Below are 21299 nucleotides of genomic sequence, written 5' to 3' on the forward strand. Positions count from 1 at the left end.
ACAAATTACACACTATATAATATCATTTTTACATGAAAAGAACTTTAAGATTTATTCTATTTCTTTTTATAACAACGGTTGTATACTCTCAAAATGAAAAAGCAAATCTTAATGATCTCCATTTTCATTTAATAAATTCTCAAAATGGTCTTTCTAACAATGTCATAAATGACATTACACAAGATTCTCTTGGCTTTATTTGGATAGCAACTTATGATGGTCTAAACCGGTATGATGGTTCTCAATTTTTAAAATTCAGAAAAAATCTTGAAGATGATATAAATGGAGTTTCTAATAATTATATTCAGGAATTATTACTACTTCAAAATCAAAAATTACTCATTGCCACAGATGCCGGACTCAATGTTTACGATCTCAAATCAGAAACCTTTCATATATTTTCTACTGAAGAAGGTCTACTAGATAATAGTATTAGCGCCTTAGCTTTAGATAATAATCATAATCCTGTTATAGGTACGTATCGCGGTGGTGTACAAATCGCTTCAGATAATTTTACTTTCAACGAAATCAGATTTAAAGGTACTAAGAATCAGTTATCATCTAATGAAATTTCAGCTATTGAATCTCAGGGAAAATCTATTTATTGGGTAGGTACTTATCATAAAGGTCTCAATAAAGTAACTGTAACTGGTAATCAAGTAAAAACAGAAACTATTCAGCATCCTAAACTAAGTAATTCTACGATTACCGAACTGTATTTGGATTCTGAACAGAATTTATGGATTGCCAGTACAAATGGTTTGTTTGTAATACAACCCAATGGTGAGTTGTTATATTTAAACAAAGCAACAACTAAAAGTCAAGGCTTAAGTGATAGCAATGTACTAGCGATTCTTGACGATAACAAAGGAAAGCTTTACATAGGTACGCGCGATGGCGGTCTTAATATTCTTGAAAAAAAGACACTGCTAGATCAATCTTTACCATTAAGCATTAATTGGTTTTTACCTAAAGAAGATGGCTCTAGTGTTTACGACCGATCAATTACCAGCCTTTTTATTGACAAGCATAACGCACTTTGGATGGGCACTCCTACCGGTATAAACTATGTAGATTTAATGGGTGAGCCGGCTAAAAGGGTTCAAGAAACCGACGCTCAAAATTCTATAAGCAACAACAGGGTAAGTGCTCTCGCACTAAAGTCTGAAAATCAAATCTGGATAGGTACAGATGGTGAAGGTCTGGATCTCTATGACCTGAAGGAAGGTAAAATAGCTCATTACAGAACAATTGCTGGAAACCGAAACAGTTTAAGTAATAATAATGTTTTGACTCTATTACCTGAAAATAATGATATTATCTGGGTAGGAACCTATCAAGGAGGTATTAATAAAATAAATTATAAAACAGGCGAAGTCAAACATTACTTAGAAGGGTCGCAGCAAAATGGTAGTGATGTCAGAACTATTTTTAAATCAGAGAATAATACAATTTGGGTAGGTACAAACCGAGGAGGTCTTTTTAAATACAATAGATCGGCAGATGCCTTTGAGTTTGTGGATAGTTTAGGAAAGTTAGATATTAGAGGTATTGATGAGCGTGAAGGCCATTTATGGCTAGCAACCTTTGGTTCTGGGTTAATTAAATTCAATAAGTCTAATGGCGAAGCAGAATACATCAATAGTAACAATGTAGAGGGTTTAAACACCGATATTTTTTTTGCAATCAAAATTAAAGCAGACGATAACATCTTATTAGGAACACGTTACAACGGTTTAAAACTTTATGATCCAATAAAAAACACTGTCGAAACTTATGGAGAAAAAGATGGGCTAAGTAATAATTCTATAAATAACCTGCTCATTGAAGATGATAAATATGTTTGGATTAGCACCTACAACGGGATTGACCGCTACAATCTAGGAACCGGTACATTTAGTGATTTTAACTTTTTAAGCAATATTCAAAATGAAGGTTTAGGTTCTATTTTAAGCAATGGCAATGGAAAAATTTTTATAGGAGGTTTAGAAGGATTACAAATTATCAATACTGCTGAATTAGATCGTCTGCAACAGAAAAAAGACATCGTTCTAAAACGACTTTCTGTTTTAAATAAACCAATATTACCTGGATGTAAAACCATACTAAAAAATGCGTTGCCATACGAAAATGAAATAGCACTCAGTTATTTTCAAAATTCATTTTCGTTCTATTTTACAGCTTTGCAATATCCTGTAAATAAAAACATTTTGTATTCTTATAAATTAGAAAATTATAATGATTACTGGATAGATACTCAAGAAGGTATAGCCAACTTCACAGACGTACCTCCGGGAGATTACAACCTTCAAATCAAAACCAAATCAGGTGCTGGAACAGAAACAACAAAGAATCTAGCGATCTATATCTCTCCTCCATTTTGGAAAACATCTCTAGCTTATATTTTCTATCTATTAGCATTTTGTACGATAATCTATTTAATATTTCGATATTATTCTGAACGGTTAAAACTCAAAAACAAATTGATTCTTGAACAAGAACAAAGACGTTTAGAACATAATTTAAATGAAGAACGATTACGCTTTTTTACCGCTTTTTCTCACGAATTAAAAACTCCTTTGACATTAATTCTGGCTCCTCTTGATAACTTATTGAGTGAAGCACACAGCAGAAGCCTTAAAAAACAGCTCAAACTCATTAACCGAAATGCTAAAAAACTCTCTGGAGCGATTGATAAACTATTAGAGTTTAGAAAATCTGAAGAAGGACTGAGCAAACTTATTATAGGAGCTCACAATATTTCCTATCATTTAAAGAAATGGGTTAAGAGTTACGCTCCACTTGCTATAGACAAGAATATCAAACTTAAAACCGACATCGAAAAAAGCACAACTCTTTTTGAAGTGGATATCGAAAAATTAAAGGTTATAATTAATAATCTACTTTCAAATGCTATAAAATACTGTTCTCCTAATTGTGAAGTTACTGTATGCTTCTATATTAATAAAGAGACCTTAGATATAACAGTAAGTGATAACGGTGCCGGTATAGCAGCTCAGGAATTACAGGATATTTTCAATTGGTATTATAGATCTGAAACCAGTATTCAAAAAAATGGGACAGGTATAGGTCTTGCCCTTTCTAAACGCTTTGCTGAGTTGCACAATGGTAAACTCACAGTTACAAGCATTCCTAACAAAAAAACCACATTTTCACTAGAAATACCTAAAGTTGTTTCTCAAGAAACTGTTACAGTAAGTGCTATTGCTTTAGAAGAAAATCACACCTATCAGACTTCAGAACTTAAACCAGATATAGACCACTCTGACCTACAGAAAGACAACAATAAATCTATCAATGCTTCTGAAGATAGACCCCTACTCTTAATAATAGATGACAACCCGGATATTCTTGATTTTTTAGATCAAATTTTAAAAACTGATTTTGATCTTATATTCGCTGAAGATGGTGAGAAAGGCATACAGAAGGCTACTAAGTTTATACCAGATCTAATAGTCTCAGATGTGATGATGCCTAAAAAGACAGGTATAGATCTGTGCAGAGCCTTGAAATGCAATTTACCTACAAGCCATATCCCTATAATTCTTCTTACTGCAAAAGGCAATTCTGAAAGTTTAAAGACCGGATATGAAGAAGGTGCAGATGATTATATAGCTAAACCATTTCAACCTCAACTATTAAAAACGCGCATCATAAATCTCATACGTAATCGTAAAGCGGTTCAACGTTTTATAAATAGTAAGCAAACCCCAGAAAAAGAAGAAGAAAAAACTTCTCCAGCTCTTAATAGAGAAAAAGAGTTTTTATCAAAACTAGATGCTATAATAAATGAAAATATAGGAGGTGATACTGAAAGCGTTTTTGATATTGCTCGCGATCTGGGAATGAGTCGTACTTCACTGTATAGAAAACTAAAGTCAATTACCGGTTATAGTATAAACGAATATATAAGAAACTTAAAGCTTGAGAAAGCCGCTGATTATATAGAAAATCACGGGTACTCTGTATCACAAGCAGCTTATGAAGTAGGCTTTAATAGCCCCAAGTATTTCAGGAAAATTTTTAAAGAAATGTACGGCAAACTACCTTCTGAGTTTAAGTCATAAAAAAAGGCGGTCAAAAGACCGCCTATTGATTAGAATATCTATAAAATTATTATTCTGCAACAACAATATCCCAAGATCTAACATTGCAAAAACGTCCTGGATCACCATCTGCCTGAGTGGTAATTTGACCTACTGTAATATTCATTGCTTCATCTACTGTAAAATTGAGTGTATAAGTATATTCACTTCCTAATGCAGTGTTGATTCTTTTATAAACCAGAACATCTTCAGAAGTATCTACATTAGAAACATCAGGCAAAGCTTCTCCTTTTGCAACAACAAAATAAGACCCACCTTCATCATCCAAGCTGTGATTTGTATCTCTTATAAGCACATTGAGTTTATATGATGCCGGTTCTACTGTAACACTTTGGTAAATTTTACCGTTGGTTATTGCTGGTGCACCCCAACCTGATTCAACATTAAATATATTTCCATTCCATTCATCCCAGCCTCCTTGACCGTTATGAATTTTAATGGGATCTGTAGTTGTCCAATCTTCAAGTACTCCCCATCTACCATCACGTGACTTAGCTTTAAAAGGAATTGATGCATTTGCTAGGATAGGTTTGGGTACAGGTTTAAAATCTACATATTCTGTATAAAAGGTATCTAATGCCTTTTCTTCTGGAAGAAAAAGGGTTCTATATTTATAAATAGATTTTGGCTTAAAATCTTCAACGATACCTGCTTCATTCTCAATAGGTATAAATATCGTCTTTTGCTCGTCTTCATTACTAGTATAAAGAATTTCGGTTCCTATAACACCCGTAGTCAAATCCATACTGGCATAGTTTACGGTTAAACTATCTCTTATAAGATTATTAGATATAACCGGACGGTTGAACAATGAATTTTGATATCTATCACCATAAACCTCGGCAGGTGCGAAAACAGCTATTGACGGATTATTTTTGCTATCAAAAGTTCGTACTTCAAAATTGTAAACATTTTCAGGCAGATTGTCTATTATTACAGAAACTGTATCAATACCTTCACCCCTAGTTATAGGTAAGACCACAGAGTCCTTTTTAATGTTCCAATATATACGTACCTCTGTAACTTTAGGATCAGCTATAATAAGCCCCTTAATACGAACACGATCACGACCTGAATAGACCTTTAAAGAATCTATTTTACCAGTGTATGACACCTCACCACCTTCAGTATATTTCAAATATTCATCCTCATCAGAACAGGACCATATAAACAGGCCTAGTACGAGGAATAAAAGACCTAAAAGCGTTTTATTTAATTTCATCATTATTCTAATTTTAAAAATTTGGATTTCCGTATACTTGTACTTCTGACACAGAAAAATATTCACCGCCTGCCCAGTTTTCTAAAGATTCTAGTCTAAGATATCTTACTGGTGGTGCGTCAATTGAAATTTCATAATCTGCACCATCTCTTGCTGCTATCAAGTCATCATTATTTTCTTGACCGTAAGGTAATCCCGAAGGTTTTACAACCTCATATTCTCCTATCAAAGTCCATCCAGATAAATCTCCATCATTCAGCTCATTAGCTCCCCATACTCTGAAATATCTCATTGCACCTAAATAATAGTACAAGCGTTGTCCTCCAATAGGTTCTGAGAAATTCCAAATACGTAACCTACTTAACTTTGTAACACTACCTATATCAAATGTGACTAAATGCGAAGGTAAATCTAAATCTCTTTCAGTGAAAAATGCATCTAGATATGAGAGATATCCACTATCCCATAAATTTTCAACAGGATACCCATTTTCAGCATCATTAGCTAGCCTTATTGCTCTAAAATCTGATTTTGGCATAAGCTGTTCAAAAAGTGGCTTAACGCTAGTAAATAAAGTATCGGTCACATTTAGCCAACGGTCTCTCACCGCAATTGCAAAATCTTGACTTGTTGTATCAAAACCTCTAATAGCTTGATCTACCTCACTTATAGAGGTATAAATACTATTAGCAAGAGGTTCGTAATCACCATTTTGATTTTTCTGCATTACTAAAATTGCTATGTCATCTGCATTAGGGTTATCTGCCCGTATGCGAATACCTCCAAAATCAGGTTGTACCGATAAAGATTCTGCAACTCCATAAACAGGAGCAAGATCTGGGCTTACAGTAATAGACACAGGCTCTGATTCTGTCTCACTTCTGTTAACTGCATATACATTTACTGTCGTTTCTTCTAGACCGGCAAAACCTTCAAGCAACATAGAATTGCTGTAATAGGAAGATTTTACTTCCATCGCTGTACCATTTTCTAACGTATACCGTGCAACGATATATAATAAATCTTCATCTTTAGGAACGGTATAGGTAAGCCGTGCTTTACCTGGAAGATTTTGAACACTTAGATTAGTTACCTTGCCAGGAGCAATGCCGTTATTTTCAAGTGGAGCATTATCTGTATCCTCAGAACAACTTATTGAAACACAAATAAAAAGCCCACAAATAACTAAAAACCAGTAATTTAATTTTGTTTTCATAATAATTATTTTTTGTTTACCACCCAGGAGCCTGAACTAAACTCGGGTTTTGAATTAAGGTGTTTTGATCTAAGGGCCAGAAATAATCTCTTGGAGCTATAAAGCGCTGCTGATATAATGTACGTATTTGATAATATGCCTGCTCAGTTGATTCAAAAACACTCCAACCTCTTATCGCTTCATTATATTCTGTAGCAGCCTTTTTCCATCTTCTTACATCCCAGTAATTCTTACCTTCAAAAACCATCTCAATATTACGCTCCCTATGAATAATTTCTCTCAAACCATCTTTTGTGGTGTATTTACTGGGGTTTGTTGAGTAGTTTGTCCAAGACTCTTCAACACCAGCTAAGCCAGCTCGTGCTCGTACAGCGTCTATATACTGAAACGCTTCTGGAGTTGGGCCATTTACCTCATTTGAGACTTCGGCAAAAAGCAAATACAAATCTGCTAGCCTTATTTCTGGCCAAGCATAGTCTTTATAAGGAGTACCACCACTAAAAGTTTGTTCCCAATTAATTAATTTTTTGATATAATATCCCGTTACATTAAAATTAAATGCATCCGTATTTCCACCATAGTCTTTATTCTTAGCTTCATAGTGCCAACGCGCATCATTAGAACCACTATCAAACTTATAGAACACTGAACCATCAAAACCAAGATCTGCATAGAAACGTGGTTCTCTATCAAAATTCAAAACTGAAGTCCTATAGCCCAAAGCAATATTATACTGATCATCTTCACCCGCTTCTCTAATAGTTGTTATGTTTCCAAAACTTATTGTTTTATCTTCTTCAATGGGTACTCCGTTTTTAGTATAAAACATCTGAGCAGTTTCTAAAGTAGGAGAAAGTGCTCTCCTGGCAACACCGGCATTAGTTGTATTATCAACTGCATTCATTGCCAATCGCTGAAGTTCGTACGTTCTACTATTAGGATTTGCCCAAATAATCTCTCTATTCCAGCGTTCTGTAACAGCTTGTCTGATATCTAATTTTGTTTGCGTAATAGGCTCAATATCAAAACTAACATCTTCCTTGTAAAAAATTTCAGCTCCATTTGCTTCAGCTACATCAATCGCTTGTCTGATCGCATCTAAAGCACGCTGCCATTTAGCAGTATCATAAGTGGTATTAAAATATGAACTACCGTCCTTACCCACAAAGCTAGCCATGTCCTCATTACCATTAAATAAAGGACTCGCAGCCATTGTTAGCAATTCAGCTTTAACAGCTAATGCAATGGGTCTTGTAATTCGCCCCAAATCTTCTTGAGTATCTGTGATCATTGGAGGTAATCCTACTGCTGCTTCGTCAAGAAGATTAGCTAAGTAGTCTACACTTGAATCTATAGGCTCTCTAGGAACTTGTATCTGATCTTCAGATGCATCTACTGGAATTACTTCTCTCATAATAGGAATTGGACCATACATTCTCATCAGATAGTAATGATAATAAGCCTTTAAAAACTTCACTTCACTTACCCAACGTAAACGCTCTGCTTCTCCTAAATCTGGAACCCGAGATATATTCTCTACATTTTCTAGAAATATATTACAGTGACGTATCCCGTCCCAAAGCTGGTACAAATCTGCAGGACCACCACCCTGATATCTGCCCTCCCAGGCATCCATATACGGGTTTGTAGATCGTTGCAAGTTGCGTGCAATGTCAAAAGCAAAGCTATTGAAGGAAGCATCTTGTGGAGGAATCCAAGTTTCATCCCCTGCTAGAAAAGCGATATTATAAATAGCATCTCCATTTTTAGGAATATATGCATAACAGGTAAATAAATATTTCTCTGCCTCATTTCTTAGTTTAAAGGCTTGCTCAATAGTTGCAACATTATCTGGTACAACATCTAAGAAGGTTTCTTCACAAGACTGAAATACGCCTGCGAATAACGCTATAACTGACAAGCCTAAAAATCTCAAAATCTTCAAGAATTTTAGTTGTAAAGTTTTCATTTCTATATTTTTTAAATTTTTCGACATAAGCAAATTTTTAGAAGTCTACGCGAAGACCTAGGTTATATACCGATTGAATAGGATAACCTAAACCGTTACCTCCCATTTCAGGATCCCATAATTTAAAAGAACTCCATACGGCAAGGTTCGTTCCGCTAAAATAAAAGCGAGCTGCTTTTAGCCCCAATTTGTTGGTTAATGATTCTGATAAATTATAACCCGCTTCAACCGTTTTAAGTCTTAAAAATGCTCCATCACGTTTCCACCAAGTAGAAACCTGATTATTGTTCTCAATAAACGTATCTCCAAGTCTTGGCCAGAAGGCATAAGAATCACGGTTAGATTCTGACCAGTAGTCATCTGCAATAACCTGAAGAAGGCCATTTTGAGCAGAACCATTAATTACAAATGGCGCGATATTCTGAGGATTTATAAAGAATGAAGTTCGTGCCGCTCCTTGGAAGAATATGCTCAAATCAAATGCTTTATATCCTACAGTTCCACCAAAACCGTAAATAATCTCAGGAATAGTAGGGTATCCAATAGGAACTTTATCATTTTCTGTAATCACACCATCTCCATTAACATCACGATATTTTATGTCTCCTCCGGTGTATTCCCCAAACTGAGTAGGAGAGTTATCAACCTCATTTTGATCAACAAAAAGTCGTTCTGCAATATACCCATATACCTGACTTACATTCTGACCTATTTGAGACCTGTAAGAGAGCTCATCAGGATAAGATACCTCATCATATTGTAAAATTTCGTTTGTAGAGTAAGTCATATTACCTCTGGCCTGTACAAACCAATTATTACCTATTTGCTTATTATAATCTAAAGACAAATCCATACCTCTACTCTCCACTTCGCCAAAATTGGTTTGAGGTGTAGCGGTTAAACCAATTACAGAACCGATATTAGCTCGGGTTTGTAATATGTTATCTCTACGTTGTCTAAAAATGTCTACTGTGAAATTCAGCGATTTGTAGAACTCTAAATCAAGCCCTATGTTAATTTGTTCTGATTCTTCCCATCCAATATTAGGGTTTGCATAACGAGAGGTGAATACCCCAGGTCTGTAATTTCCAAACTGCTCTCCAAAAGTGGCTCCATAATTCCCATCATTAAGGTTTACGTTAGAAAGGTAAAAGAACCTGTCATTTACGTTACCTATCTGATCATTACCTACAAGACCATAGGTACCTCTTATTTTAAAGTTAGTTACAACGTTTTTGATGGGTTCCCAAAATTTCTCTTGAGATACACGATAAGCTAAACCAAATGATGGAAAAAATCCATATCTGTTGCCCAGCGCAAAACGCTCTGAACCGTTATACCCAAAATTGACTTCAGCTAAATATTTAGCATCATATCCATAAGTAAATCTACCAGATATACCATGGTTCCGGTTAGCTAAAGAATTTTGTACACTACCTGCATTACCTTGCTCAAAACTTGATAATAAATTAATAAGCGTACCAGAAACTGCATGCTTTTCATTAAATGTACGATTATAGCTAATTGCAGCTTCCAGATAAATTCTTGAATCTAAAAGTTTATCTCCTTCTGAGTAGTTTAGAAATTCTGTACCGGTTTCTCCAATAGAATTTGGGCCTCCGTCATTTAAAACATTGATATCCAATTCACCTGTTTCAGGGCTTATCCTAGATTCATAAAAGAATGGATTATACTGTCTGGATACCTGATAAAAACTATACCTTCTCAAATATCCCATCGCACGAGCCGTAAGCCCTTCGGTTATAAAGCCAAAATCTTGTTTTATTTCTAGTTGGGGCTGAATAGTAGAAGCCTTAGATGTCTGATAACCTCTAACCATTTCTGCATAAGGGTTTATAAGTAATGTATTGTCTCCAGAACGCGTTCTTGCCCCACCAAAAAGAGGATGCTCAATAAAAGGCAATTGACTAGCTGGATAAATCTTTGGAAATTTAACAGGGTTAGACCATAACGCAAGATTAAATATACGACCTCCACCACCTACGGGACCGTTATAGTCATCAAATTGACCATAAACTCTAATTATTCCTGTGGTTGTTGGTGTTAAATCAATATCAACATTACTACGTATGGAGTAATTTTTAAGTTTTATATTACTATTGAAGTTATTGATCCCTTCAACATCAAGAACTCCGTTGTCAACATTATAGGTTCCAGATATGTAATATCTGGCATTTTCACCACCACCACTGGCGCTTAAATTAATTCCTTGGTTAATTGTATAGTCTGATATTAAATCATCTATCCAGTTATTACTAGGATATAGTAAAGGGTTATCCCCAGCTGCAGTACGCTCAATTTTACTCTGGCTATATGGCAAGATCGCATTAGGATTACGTGTCAACGCCGCTTCGTTTGCCAACTGCATATAGGTGATATTATCTGCAAAATTAAAGTTTCGAGCGTTTGAAGATACTCGGGTTTCAGATCTAAAGTGAAATTTAGTTTTACCAGACTTACCCATTTTGGTTCGGATAACTACAACTCCGTTTGCCCCACGTGCACCATATACAGCAGATGCTGCGGCATCTTTTAATACAGAAAATGACTCTATATCGTCTGGTTGTAGTCTTGCCATATCATTTGTCGTAGATTCAATACCATCTATAAGTATTAAAGGATTTCTTTTTCCAGAACCAAATGTTCCTAATCCTCTAATAAAGAAGTCTGAATTATCTGCGCCAGGCTCACCACTACGCTGAAAGGCAATCATACCAGAAACCCTACCTGCCATCATTGTTGTTAAGTTACTTGTTGGACCTTTCAACTCTGCAGGATTAATTGATGTAATAGAGCTTACAAGGCTACTCTTCTTTTGATTAGTGTTAAAACCAATAACTACTGTTTCTTCTAAAGATTCTAAATCAGACTGAAGATTAACATCCATAGTATTATTGGTCGAAACTTTTATCTCAATGGTTTTGAAACCAACGTATGAAAAAACCAAAGTCGCACCTTCAGAAACAGTAATAGAGTAATTCCCATCAAAATCTGTCGAAGCTCCATTAGAAGTACCTTTCTCTAAGACTGTAACTCCCGGAAGCGGGGTTTTAGAATCGTCGGCAATAACAGTTCCGGTTATGGTCTTCTGAAAATTGAAATTACCATCATCACGAACTGAATGAGCCGCAAATGTCATAAAACCAGTGAGGAAAAAAAATATTCCAGTTATAGCTCTAATGTGTGTGTAAATTTTTGTCATACTCCCCTAAATATTAAATTGTTTTTTGTTTAGTACCATTTTCATTGTTTGAGTATTTTTAAGTTAATAGAAGTGTGTGAAGTATTACGAAATCGATATAGTCAAATACCTATAGCTCTTATTTTATTAGCCTATTAGTTTTTAACTTATGAATTAAAAAACTGATGTTATTAAAATGATAACAACAACTAAGAAGCTGAACAAATTTTATAGAAAACCGATTTTTAGAGACTAAATCTGTATTAAAAAAAAACGATTTCGTAATACTATAGAGCAATGTTAAAAATTTTAACGTCTTGTTCTCGGGTAGTAATTGTCACAATAAGGGTACTAAATTGTCCAAATAGCATTAATAACTGTTTTTTAGACACTTATAAAATTAAAAGCTTATTAAACAGCGTATTTACTAAGCTTTTATCAAAAAAATGAATCTAAAATATGCAGGCTATATTAAACTTGATATACTAAAAATGAAATTGAAAATTTTCTTTTCCAAAATTTCTTAAAAAAATAGCCCTTACATTATTTACTGTAAGGGCTATTCTTAATTTTAATATTGAATCAACTAAACCACTTCATCTACTTTTTTGATTTGTTTATGAATTTTCACTCTCACAGATTTACTAATTGGTGTTTGACTACGTTCTGCAAAATGATTGTACGGGACCAAAATATTAGTTTCGGGAAAATATGAAGCGATATTCCCTTTTGGGATATTATAAGGTATCATTAGAAATTTATTCGCTTTCCGAAGTATGCCATCATATTCACTTGTGATATCAACCACATCTAATTTTTGCAAACCAAGTTTATCCATATCCTTTTGGTTCATAAAAACTATACGACGTTCATTATAAACTCCACGATATCTATCGTTAAGGCCATAAATTGTCGTGTTGAACTGGTCATGTGATCTAATGGTCATCAACATAAATTCATCTTCTGCTAAAGTATGCTGCGGTAACTTATTAACCGTAATTTGTGCTCTCCCTTCCGGAAGCATACTAAAATCAAGATTACGCACATTGTTAGGCAAATAATACCCGTGACCTTCAGAGCGCTTAGAAGTATCATTAAAGCCTTTAGCAACGAGGTCAATATATTCTCTTATAATCCCATAATCTTCTCCCATTGCCTTCCAATTTACAGGATGGTTACCTTTAAAATAGGAATCGGCTATCTCGGCAATTATAAGTGGTTCACTTTTTACATTTCCTGAAACTGGTTTTAGAATTCCTTTAGACTGACTCACTTTTCCCATACTATTTTCTACGGTAAAGTATTGCTGTTTTCCTTTCATATTATCTTTCTCAGAACGTCCTAGTGTTGGTAAGATCAAAGCCGTATTGCCAGTAACCAAATGGGTTCTATTAAGTTTTGTACTTATTTGTACTGAAAGCTCGCAGTTCTGTATGGCTTCAGCGGTATAATTTGTGTCTGAGGCGGCCATCAGGAAATTCCCACCTAGGCAAAAGAATGCTTTTGCTTTGCCGTCGTGCATCGCTTCCATAGACTCAACCACATCTAATCCTTTTTTGGTAGGCGGATCAAAATGCATAAATTCTTTTATCCGTGCATTCATCGCTTCGTCAACAAAATGCTGAATACCCACACTACGGTCACCTTGTACATTGCTATGACCTCTTACCGGACAGGTACCGGCCCCAGGTTTTCCTAAGGCTCCTTTTAATAATAACAGGTTTACAAACTCTCGTATATTTTCTACACCATTCTTATGTTGAGTTAATCCCATAGCCCAGCAAACAATAATTCGTTCAGAATTACGAAGCATTGCTACGGCTTTGTTTACATCAGATTCCTTTACACCGGCACGGGCTAACAGATCTGCTTCATCGTATTGCATTATACCCTCTAAAAAAGCATCATATCCCGCGGTATATTTTTCTATAAAAGCATGGTCAAAAACCTTGTGATCTATAGAATCTAAAGTGGCTAACTTTTTAAGAATCAATTTCATCAGCGGAATATCCTGATTAATATTTACAGGAAGATGCAAATCTGCCATCTGCACGCCACCACCAAGGGTGCCACTTAAATGCTGCGGATTTTTAAAATTCACCAACCCTGACTCTTCCAGCGGATTGATACTAATTATCTTTCCTCCGTTATTTTTACATTTTTCCAGAGCAGACATCATACGCGGATGATTAGTTCCCGGATTTTGACCAGCAATGATGATTACTTCAGCTTCATATAAATCTTCTAAAACAGTTGACCCCTTACCTATTCCTAAAGTTTCACCCAGCGCTACACCACTAGACTCGTGGCACATATTGGAGCAGTCGGGCATATTATTAGTACCAAAAGCTCTAGCAAACATCCCGTATAAAAATGCAGCTTCATTGCTAGAGCGACCAGACGTATAAAAGATTGCTTCGTCAGGATGCTCTAATCTTTCAAGGTGTTTAGCGATTAAACCATAAGCTTCTGTCCAAGTAATTGGCTCATAGTGCACACTATTAGGCCTAAGAACTAATGGCTCTATCAAACGGCCAAATTTATTGAGTTCGTAGTCCGAAAGTTGAGATAATTCTTCAACCGTCCATTTTTTAAATAAACCAGCATCTGCCTTTGCAGTAGTTGCTTCATCAGCTAGTGCCTTGGCTCCATTTTCACAATATTCAGCTACCAGAGACCTGTTTTCAGGATCTGGCCACGCACAACTGGGACAATCAAAACCATCTTTCTGGTTCATTTTGAGCAATGCACCCATAGATCTTAAAACGCCCATTTCTTTAAAGCCGTGTTTCAGTGCTTCCTTAACCCCCAGCATTCCTGCTGCATCACGCACAGGTTCTCCTAATCTTATATTAGTAAATTCTTCAATTCCGGTTATAGATACATTTCTCTTAAAGTCGTTAGCCATTTTGATCTTTTAATTCGTTTACAATCAGAGAAGAAAGACGCTCTAATTCTCCCATTTATTTTCAATCAATTTAACCATAAAATATAGGGATGACTACTAAGAAAAAACTAAAAGCTTCAAAGAAAACAGTTCGCGATAAATTTGCGAGTTATTTCAAATTGATAAAAAGCTGTTAATAGCTGGTAATCCTTACCTAACTACTAAAACATATCGTTATATTCGCTAAGACATAACGCTTTAAATATATGATTTCAGTAACCGAAGCTCAAGAAATTATTATTAAGAATGCAAAACAACTTGATACTGTAACGGTTGATCTTGAAAATACGTTCGGATATTTTTTAGCTCAAGATCTAATGGCACCTATTAACCTTCCCTCCTTTAGACAATCTGCGATGGACGGTTATGCATTTATTCATACCGGTAAAACTCAATTAAAAGTTGTAGGACAGGTACAAGCCGGCGATACTGAAACCCCTGACCTAAAGGAAGGAGAAGCAATTCGTATTTTTACAGGAGCACCAGTTCCTGATGCTGCTGATACTGTTGTTATACAAGAACACACCACACGTCGTGGAGACGAACTCATTCTTGAAAGGTTACCAAATAGAAAAGCTAATGTCAGACCCGTTGGTGAGCAAATTACCGAGGGGACTCTTGTACTTAAAAAAGGGCATCAGGTTAATGAGGCTACAATAGGTTTTATAGCAGGTCTCGGTCTTACGCACATTGAAGTTTACCGCAAACCTTCAGTGACAATTTTAACGACGGGTAATGAATTGCAAAAACCCGGTACCCCGTTAAAACCCAATCATATTTATGAAAGCAACGGGATAATGCTTAAAAATGCTTTAAGCCGAATAGGTATTACTGAGGTTCAAATCTCAAAAGCTGAAGATACACTAGCAGCCACTCAAGAAGCAGTTAAAAAAGCACTACAACATTCTGATGTTCTCTTGGTTTCAGGTGGAATTTCAGTAGGTGATTATGATTTTGTGCAAGAAGCATTACTGAATAATGGCGTTAAAGAACACTTTTATAAAGTAAATCAAAAACCCGGAAAACCATTATGGTTTGGTACAATTGAAAGTAGATCAGTTTTTGGCTTACCTGGTAATCCGGCTTCTAGCCTTACGGCTTTATATATTTATGTATTACCGCATTTACATAGCAGAATGGGTAGTTTAAAACCCTTCCTAAATGAACGAAAAGCAGAACTTACTGAAGATATAAACAACAAGATTGGTAAAACCCTCTTCTTAAAAGCGGGTGTTTTAAATACTAAAATCACACCTTACACCGGGCAAGCGAGTTCTATGCTCAACACCTATGCTCTGAGCAATGCTTTACTTGTTGTACCAGAAACAGAAACTGCATTAAAGACAGGTGATCTGGTAAATTATATAGATCTAAGCTTTTAAATATGAAACAAGTGAGAAGCAGAATTTGGATTGAACAAGAAGGAGAAGTTTTCTTAGGCTATGGTCGAGTAATCTTACTAAAAAAAGTAGCCGAAACACGATCTATAAGTGCTGCGGCAAAAGCCATCGGTATGTCTTATAAAAAGGCATGGAATCTTATAAATACAATGAACACCAGCTCATCACAACCGCTCGTAATTACAAATACTGGCGGTAAAGATGGTGGCGGAACAGCTGTTACAGATTATGGCCACAAAATGATAGAAGAATTTGAAACGCTAAATAAAGCGTGTGAAGCATTTTTAAATGAAAAATTTAATACGCTAAAAGAGGTCAAAAGCTAGTTTTATGAATGCTTTAGCTAACATACCAGCTTATATTTTATGTGGAGGAAAAAGCTCCCGTATGGGCAGAGATAAAGGTTTAGTAACACTTCAAGATAAGCCGATTATCACAAACATTATCAGCTCTTTAGAAAAAATTACAATTAATATTTTTTTAGTTACGGATAATCAGGATTACTTGAGTTTGGGATTTCCATTACTTAGTGACAATTATAAAGGCAGAGGTCCATTGGGAGGTATTCAAACAGCGCTCAATCATACACAAACTGAAAAGGTTTTTATGCTGAGTTGTGATATTCCACTACTAACTGTAGATACACTATATACCCTTTTGAAAAAGGCAGAAAATGATACCAAAATATCTTTTGCAACCTCTGGTAAAAACTGGCATCCTTTAGTCGGGATTTATTCAAAAAGCCTTTTATCAGCTATAGAAAATGCTATAGAAAATGACCGTTTAAAACTTATAGATTTTATAAAAGAACACCCGTATCAGGAGATCGAAATAGAAGACTCTAAGTCACTAACCAACATTAATTCTCCTGAAGAATTGAAACAACTGGAGCAAATTGAATAGTATGAAAATTACTCTAAAATATTTTGGACAATTGGTTGACGTGATGGGTAATCACGAAGAAACCCGTGAGATTGAGGTGAAGAATTCTAATGAATTACTAGAGCAAATGAAACAGAATAACCCTATAAGTCACATTCCGTTTCAACTGGCAATAAATGATGTCCTGATAAATCAGGAAGAGTCCAAAAAATTGAATGACGGTGATGTGATTGCATTATTACCTCCTTATGCAGGTGGTTAACTAACTAATATGAGTAGATATCAACGCCAAATAATACTTCCTCAAATAGGAGAACAAGGTCAGCAAAAACTGACTGAAGCCAGAGTGCTTGTTATTGGCACTGGAGGTCTCGGTTGTGCTCTACTACCCTATCTGGTTGCCTCCGGAATTGGAAACTTAGGAATTGTAGATGGTGATCGTGTTGAAGAATCTAATCTACACAGGCAGATCTTATTTTCTAATAATTCTATCGGAAAGTTTAAAGCTGAAGAAGCTCAAGTTTTTCTAAACAACCAAAATCCGGCTTGCAACATAACTGTCTATACTGAATATTTAACGGCTGAAAATGCATTACAACTATTTGAAAAATATGATATTATTGTTGATGCAACAGATCGTATAGCGATTAGATACCTTATAAATGATGCCGCTGTATTAACAGGAAAACCTTTTGTTTATGGAAGCATCCACCGGTTTGAAGGCCAGGTTTCAGTATTTAATTATAGGAATGGTCCTACGTATCGTTGCTTATTCCCCAAAGCTGTTGAAGTGCCCAGTTGTGCTGAAGCAGGAGTTTTAGGAACGAGTGTAGGTTTGATAGGATTGATGCAGGCACAAGAAGTAATGAAAATCATTTTAGGCACTGAGAACGTGCTTTCAGGAGAATTACTGTTATATAATACGCTTACTGCCAGTCAGCACAAGTTTCAATTCTCTAAAAATGAACAGATTAAAATTACACACGCATTTTTAGATACTGAATATACTTCAGAAAAAATAGAACCAAAGCCATTCCATTCGAGTCTATTAGAAAAGTATAAATTGATAGATGTTCGGGAATTGAATGAACACCCACGAATACAATATCACAATATTCTTGAGCTGCCCCTATCTAATTTTAAAGAAACAATGAATCAATTGGATAAAGAGCAAGCCTATTTAGTCTTCTGCAAAAGCGGATTACGAGCAGCAAAAGCTGTCACTATTTTACAAGAATATAATTTTAAAAATACCAGAGCACTTCAAGAGAGTGCTTCTCAATTAGAAGTATTAATCACTAACTCTTCAGTTTTAAAACAGTAATAATGAAAAAAGTATTTATAAGCGGTCCCATATCCAGCGATTTTATAGGAGAATCTATTGCTAAACATCAGACAAAAACCAGTATAGGTGCGCATAACATATTTTTAGGTCAGGTACGTGCAGATGAAGTTGAAGGCAAAAAAGTAGCTGCAATTGAATATACCTGCTATGAAGAATTGGCAAATACAAAACTGCATGAGATTCGGGAAGAGGCTTTTGAAAAGTTCGATTTGATTTGTATGCACATTTATCACAGTCTGGGTACTATCAAAACCGGCGAAGTATGCTTCTTTGTTTTTGTTTCCGCAAAGCGTAGAAATGAAGTTTATGCCGCAACAGAATGGTTAGTCAATCAAGTAAAAGATCGTACACCTATTTATGGGAAAGAGATCTTTGAAGATGCAACTCACCAGTGGAAAGTGAACAGCTAATTTAAAGGATTTTGGTAAACAACAAATACAGAATAAGATTATGGTAGATATCACCCATAAAATAAACACGCTACGCACAGCAACTGCGCAAGCAACAGTCACGGTGAGCAAAATCGAAACGATTGAGGCTCTTCAAAAAAATTCAGTCCCAAAAGGCAATGTTTTTGAGATGGCCAAAACCGCCGGACTTTTTGCGGTTAAGAATACACATACCAGCATCCCGGATTGTCACCCGATACCTATTGAATACACTGCTGTTGATTATAAAATTGAAGGTTTAAACGTTTTTATAGAGATAACCATAAAAACGGTTTACAAAACGGGCGTAGAAGTTGAGGCTATGCACGGAGCATCGGTAATTGCGCTTACGATGTACGATATGCTAAAACCCATAGATAAAGGTATCGAGATCAAGAATGTAAAACTTCTCCATAAAAAAGGAGGTAAAAGCAGTTTTAAAGATCAGAATCCGTCGCGCTTGAGTGCACATATTATTGTATGTTCAGACTCTATTTCTGAAGGAAAAAAAGAAGATAAAGCCGGGAAAGCTATTATTGAAAACCTTCAGTCTCATGATGTGCAAATTCAGGGGTATGAGATTATTCCAGACGATTTGCAAACCATACGTGACAAAGCAATAGAACTTTCAGAGACCGTAAACCTACTTATATATACAGGCGGTACTGGCTTAAGCATTCGCGATGTAACACCAGAAGCTCTAGACCCTATTCTTGAACGACGCATTCCCGGGGTCGAAGAAGCCATTCGCAAATATGGTCAGGATCGCATGCCGTATGCGATGCTTTCGCGAAGCGTAGTGGGAACTTTAGGCAATTGTCTGGTACTTGCACTCCCCGGCTCTACTAACGGCGTAAAAGAATCTATGGATGCTGTTTTTCCGCATTTATTGCATGTCTTTAAAATCTTAAGGGGCGCTCAACACAACAAAAATGAATAACGTAACCTCAATATTAACAGATACACACGGCAGAACGCATAACTATTTGCGCATTTCGCTCAGCGAAAAGTGCAATTTACGTTGCACGTATTGTATGCCTCACGACGGGATACCGTTGAGTCCGCGGGCAAATCTTATGACTGCAGATGAGATCGAAGCATTTGCTAAAGTTTTTGTAGCAAATGGTGTTGATAAAATAAGGCTAACCGGTGGTGAACCACTTGTTCGTAAAGATTTTAGTGATATTCTCAGACGCTTATCAAACCTGCCCGTAAGACTATCTATTACTACAAATGCATTGTTAACGCATCGTTATATTGAGAATTTTAAACGTTATGGCTTAAATGATATCAATGTAAGTTTAGATAGCTTAGATGCTGAAAAATTCAAGTTAATCACTCGTAGAGATCAGTACAAAAAGGCTTTTGAAAATATTAACCAACTCGTAACGGAAGGTTTTCATGTAAAGATCAATGCAGTTTTGATGAAAGACTTTAACGAGGACGAGATTGTAGATTTTATCAAACTCACTAAAAATCAAGATATCAATGTGCGTTTTATTGAGTTTATGCCTTTTGACGGAAACGAATGGAACAAAAATAAATTGGTTAGTGAAGCTGAAATCATAAATCGAGTAACAAACTATTTTGGCATTGAAGCTTTAAAGCCGCTAGCAAATGAGCAAAATTTTACGGCTCGTAATTTTAAGATTGAAGGTTTTAAAGGAAGTTTTGGGATCATAAGTTCGGTGACCAATCCCTTTTGTGACAGTTGCAACCGTATCAGACTTACAGCAGATGGAAAATTAAAAAACTGTCTTTTTTCTAATGAAGAAACAAATCTTCTGAAAGCTTTCCGCAAAGGCGAAAAACTAGAAGATCTCATAGACCTAGCCCTCAATAATAAGAAAGCTGTACGCGCCGGGATGACTGATTTTAATCAATTGACCAATCCTGATTTGCACAACAATAACCGCAGTATGATCGCGATTGGCGGGTAAATTAAAACTTACTTTAATTAAGCTAACGCCCTATTTACTAATTCTAAAGTTTTATCATTTAGAGGAAGTTTTAAAGCTTCTGCCTGACCCCTTTTGGACATCTTTAACCAGGTTTTTTGAATGATATTTATGACTTTTTCTCCTTTATGTTTTGACGCAAAATCTTCAAAATAGTACTGTAGAAAAACCAGGCAGATCACATCTTCTAAAGTTTGAGTTTCTTCATCTTTTTTTATGAGTTTTTTCTTGATCAAAAACTGAACTCGATCAATAAAGTCTTTTTCAAAATCTAACTGCTCTAAGATATTGGTTGTAAGCTTAGCGTGCATTTTTTTTAGATCTTCCCGCCATTTTAAATAGCCTATACGATCCATAGGGTAATCTTCCCGTGGACTTTTCCAACGACAAATATGCTGTGCTCGTGCGGCAATTTGTAGTTCTTTTGAAGCTTTAGGCTCAAATAAAAGTAATTGCCGCGTCATTCTTTCAGAATATAAAAGCTCTTTAGGATAGCTTTTTCCTTCAACAAGTTCTCTATTAGAATCTTGAGAATTTTCTTTATCTATTGCCTTTATAGCTTGTTGAAATTTTGTCATGCTCAAATATATATTTTGGTTTTCG

Annotated in this window: 15 protein-coding genes; 9 read left to right on the plus strand and 6 right to left on the minus strand. The window is 35.6% G+C overall.

The window, feature by feature from the left end; genetic code table 11:
* Positions 1–32: 32 nt before the first annotated feature.
* Positions 33–4088, plus strand: coding sequence for a two-component regulator propeller domain-containing protein (locus tag DSM03_RS15185; protein WP_128762603.1), 4056 nt, complete (start codon positions 33–35; stop codon positions 4086–4088).
* Positions 4089–4137: 49 nt separating this feature from the next.
* Here DSM03_RS15185 and DSM03_RS15190 read toward each other — a convergent pair whose 3' ends face one another.
* The 5 genes from DSM03_RS15190 to DSM03_RS15210 all read right to left on the minus strand — a co-directional run bounded on the left by DSM03_RS15190 (position 4138) and on the right by DSM03_RS15210 (position 14644).
* On the minus strand, positions 4138–5352 hold the full coding sequence (locus DSM03_RS15190) for a DUF4998 domain-containing protein (RefSeq protein ID WP_128762604.1): 1215 nt from the start codon (positions 5350–5352) through the stop codon (positions 4138–4140).
* 10 nt (positions 5353–5362) lie between these two features.
* Positions 5363–6565: a DUF4959 domain-containing protein gene (locus DSM03_RS15195; protein WP_128762605.1), complete on the minus strand. Its 1203-nt coding sequence runs from the start codon at positions 6563–6565 to the stop codon at positions 5363–5365.
* 16 nt (positions 6566–6581) lie between these two features.
* Positions 6582–8534, minus strand: coding sequence for a RagB/SusD family nutrient uptake outer membrane protein (locus tag DSM03_RS15200; RefSeq protein ID WP_236638930.1), 1953 nt, complete (start codon positions 8532–8534; stop codon positions 6582–6584).
* Positions 8535–8571: 37 nt separating this feature from the next.
* Entirely contained in the window at positions 8572–11757 is a 3186-nt protein-coding gene (locus DSM03_RS15205; RefSeq protein ID WP_236638931.1) for a SusC/RagA family TonB-linked outer membrane protein, read from the minus strand.
* 565 nt (positions 11758–12322) lie between these two features.
* Positions 12323–14644, minus strand: coding sequence for an FdhF/YdeP family oxidoreductase (locus DSM03_RS15210; protein WP_128762607.1), 2322 nt, complete (start codon positions 14642–14644; stop codon positions 12323–12325).
* 245 nt (positions 14645–14889) lie between these two features.
* On the opposite strand from DSM03_RS15210, the gene DSM03_RS15215 reads away from it, so the two are divergent.
* Genes DSM03_RS15215 through moaA form a run of 8 tightly spaced genes read left to right on the plus strand, consistent with a single transcriptional unit; the run spans position 14890 to position 20678 of the window.
* A complete protein-coding gene (locus tag DSM03_RS15215) occupies positions 14890–16065 on the plus strand; it encodes a molybdopterin molybdotransferase MoeA (protein ID WP_128762608.1) in 1176 nt (391 codons plus the stop codon).
* Positions 16066–16067: 2 nt separating this feature from the next.
* Positions 16068–16409 carry a winged helix-turn-helix domain-containing protein gene (locus tag DSM03_RS15220; protein WP_128762609.1) on the plus strand — a complete coding sequence of 114 codons (342 nt, stop codon included), beginning with the start codon at positions 16068–16070 and terminating at the stop codon, positions 16407–16409.
* 4 nt (positions 16410–16413) lie between these two features.
* The gene (gene mobA, locus DSM03_RS15225; RefSeq protein ID WP_128762610.1) at positions 16414–16986 is read left to right on the plus strand and encodes a molybdenum cofactor guanylyltransferase; all 573 of its coding nucleotides are present in this window, start codon (positions 16414–16416) and stop codon (positions 16984–16986) included.
* 1 nt (position 16987) lies between these two features.
* Positions 16988–17227, plus strand: a complete 240-nt coding sequence (locus DSM03_RS15230; protein ID WP_128762611.1) for a MoaD/ThiS family protein — start codon at positions 16988–16990, stop codon at positions 17225–17227.
* Between the two features lie 9 nt (positions 17228–17236).
* Positions 17237–18289, plus strand: a complete 1053-nt coding sequence (locus DSM03_RS15235) for a HesA/MoeB/ThiF family protein (protein WP_128762612.1) — start codon at positions 17237–17239, stop codon at positions 18287–18289.
* A 2-nt stretch (positions 18290–18291) separates the two neighbouring features.
* Positions 18292–18720, plus strand: a complete 429-nt coding sequence (locus tag DSM03_RS15240) for a molybdenum cofactor biosynthesis protein MoaE (RefSeq protein WP_128762613.1) — start codon at positions 18292–18294, stop codon at positions 18718–18720.
* A 40-nt stretch (positions 18721–18760) separates the two neighbouring features.
* Positions 18761–19678 (plus strand): bifunctional molybdenum cofactor biosynthesis protein MoaC/MoaB, encoded by a 918-nt coding sequence (moaCB, locus tag DSM03_RS15245; RefSeq protein ID WP_128762614.1) that lies wholly within the window; start codon positions 18761–18763, stop codon positions 19676–19678.
* Positions 19671–20678 carry a GTP 3',8-cyclase MoaA gene (moaA, locus tag DSM03_RS15250; protein ID WP_128762615.1) on the plus strand — a complete coding sequence of 336 codons (1008 nt, stop codon included), beginning with the start codon at positions 19671–19673 and terminating at the stop codon, positions 20676–20678. Before moaCB ends, moaA begins: the two co-directional genes overlap by 8 nt.
* Before the next feature lie 17 nt (positions 20679–20695).
* Here the strand turns inward: moaA and DSM03_RS15255 are convergent, their stop codons facing one another.
* The gene (locus tag DSM03_RS15255) at positions 20696–21274 is read right to left on the minus strand and encodes a DUF4202 domain-containing protein (protein WP_128762616.1); all 579 of its coding nucleotides are present in this window, start codon (positions 21272–21274) and stop codon (positions 20696–20698) included.
* Positions 21275–21299: the final 25 nt, after the last annotated feature.

Source organism: Leeuwenhoekiella aestuarii (genome assembly GCF_004104055.1).
Classification (GTDB): domain Bacteria; phylum Bacteroidota; class Bacteroidia; order Flavobacteriales; family Flavobacteriaceae; genus Leeuwenhoekiella; species Leeuwenhoekiella aestuarii.

Excerpts from the sequence above, each read along its gene's own strand:
- DSM03_RS15215 (WP_128762608.1), top strand. The coding sequence starts at position 14,890 with ATGATTTCAGTAACCGAAGCTCAAGAAATTATTATTAAGAATGCAAAA.
- moaCB (WP_128762614.1), top strand. The coding sequence starts at position 18,761 with ATGGTAGATATCACCCATAAAATAAACACGCTACGCACAGCAACTGCG.
- DSM03_RS15205 (WP_236638931.1), bottom strand. The coding sequence starts at position 11,757 with ATGACAAAAATTTACACACACATTAGAGCTATAACTGGAATATTTTTT.
- DSM03_RS15235 (WP_128762612.1), top strand. The coding sequence starts at position 17,237 with ATGAGTAGATATCAACGCCAAATAATACTTCCTCAAATAGGAGAACAA.
- DSM03_RS15240 (WP_128762613.1), top strand. The coding sequence starts at position 18,292 with ATGAAAAAAGTATTTATAAGCGGTCCCATATCCAGCGATTTTATAGGA.
- moaA (WP_128762615.1), top strand. The coding sequence starts at position 19,671 with ATGAATAACGTAACCTCAATATTAACAGATACACACGGCAGAACGCAT.
- DSM03_RS15190 (WP_128762604.1), bottom strand. The coding sequence starts at position 5,352 with ATGATGAAATTAAATAAAACGCTTTTAGGTCTTTTATTCCTCGTACTA.
- DSM03_RS15210 (WP_128762607.1), bottom strand. The coding sequence starts at position 14,644 with ATGGCTAACGACTTTAAGAGAAATGTATCTATAACCGGAATTGAAGAA.
- DSM03_RS15185 (WP_128762603.1), top strand. The coding sequence starts at position 33 with ATGAAAAGAACTTTAAGATTTATTCTATTTCTTTTTATAACAACGGTT.
- DSM03_RS15195 (WP_128762605.1), bottom strand. The coding sequence starts at position 6,565 with ATGAAAACAAAATTAAATTACTGGTTTTTAGTTATTTGTGGGCTTTTT.
- DSM03_RS15220 (WP_128762609.1), top strand. The coding sequence starts at position 16,068 with ATGAAACAAGTGAGAAGCAGAATTTGGATTGAACAAGAAGGAGAAGTT.
- DSM03_RS15200 (WP_236638930.1), bottom strand. The coding sequence starts at position 8,534 with ATGAAAACTTTACAACTAAAATTCTTGAAGATTTTGAGATTTTTAGGC.
- DSM03_RS15255 (WP_128762616.1), bottom strand. The coding sequence starts at position 21,274 with ATGACAAAATTTCAACAAGCTATAAAGGCAATAGATAAAGAAAATTCT.
- mobA (WP_128762610.1), top strand. The coding sequence starts at position 16,414 with ATGAATGCTTTAGCTAACATACCAGCTTATATTTTATGTGGAGGAAAA.
- DSM03_RS15230 (WP_128762611.1), top strand. The coding sequence starts at position 16,988 with ATGAAAATTACTCTAAAATATTTTGGACAATTGGTTGACGTGATGGGT.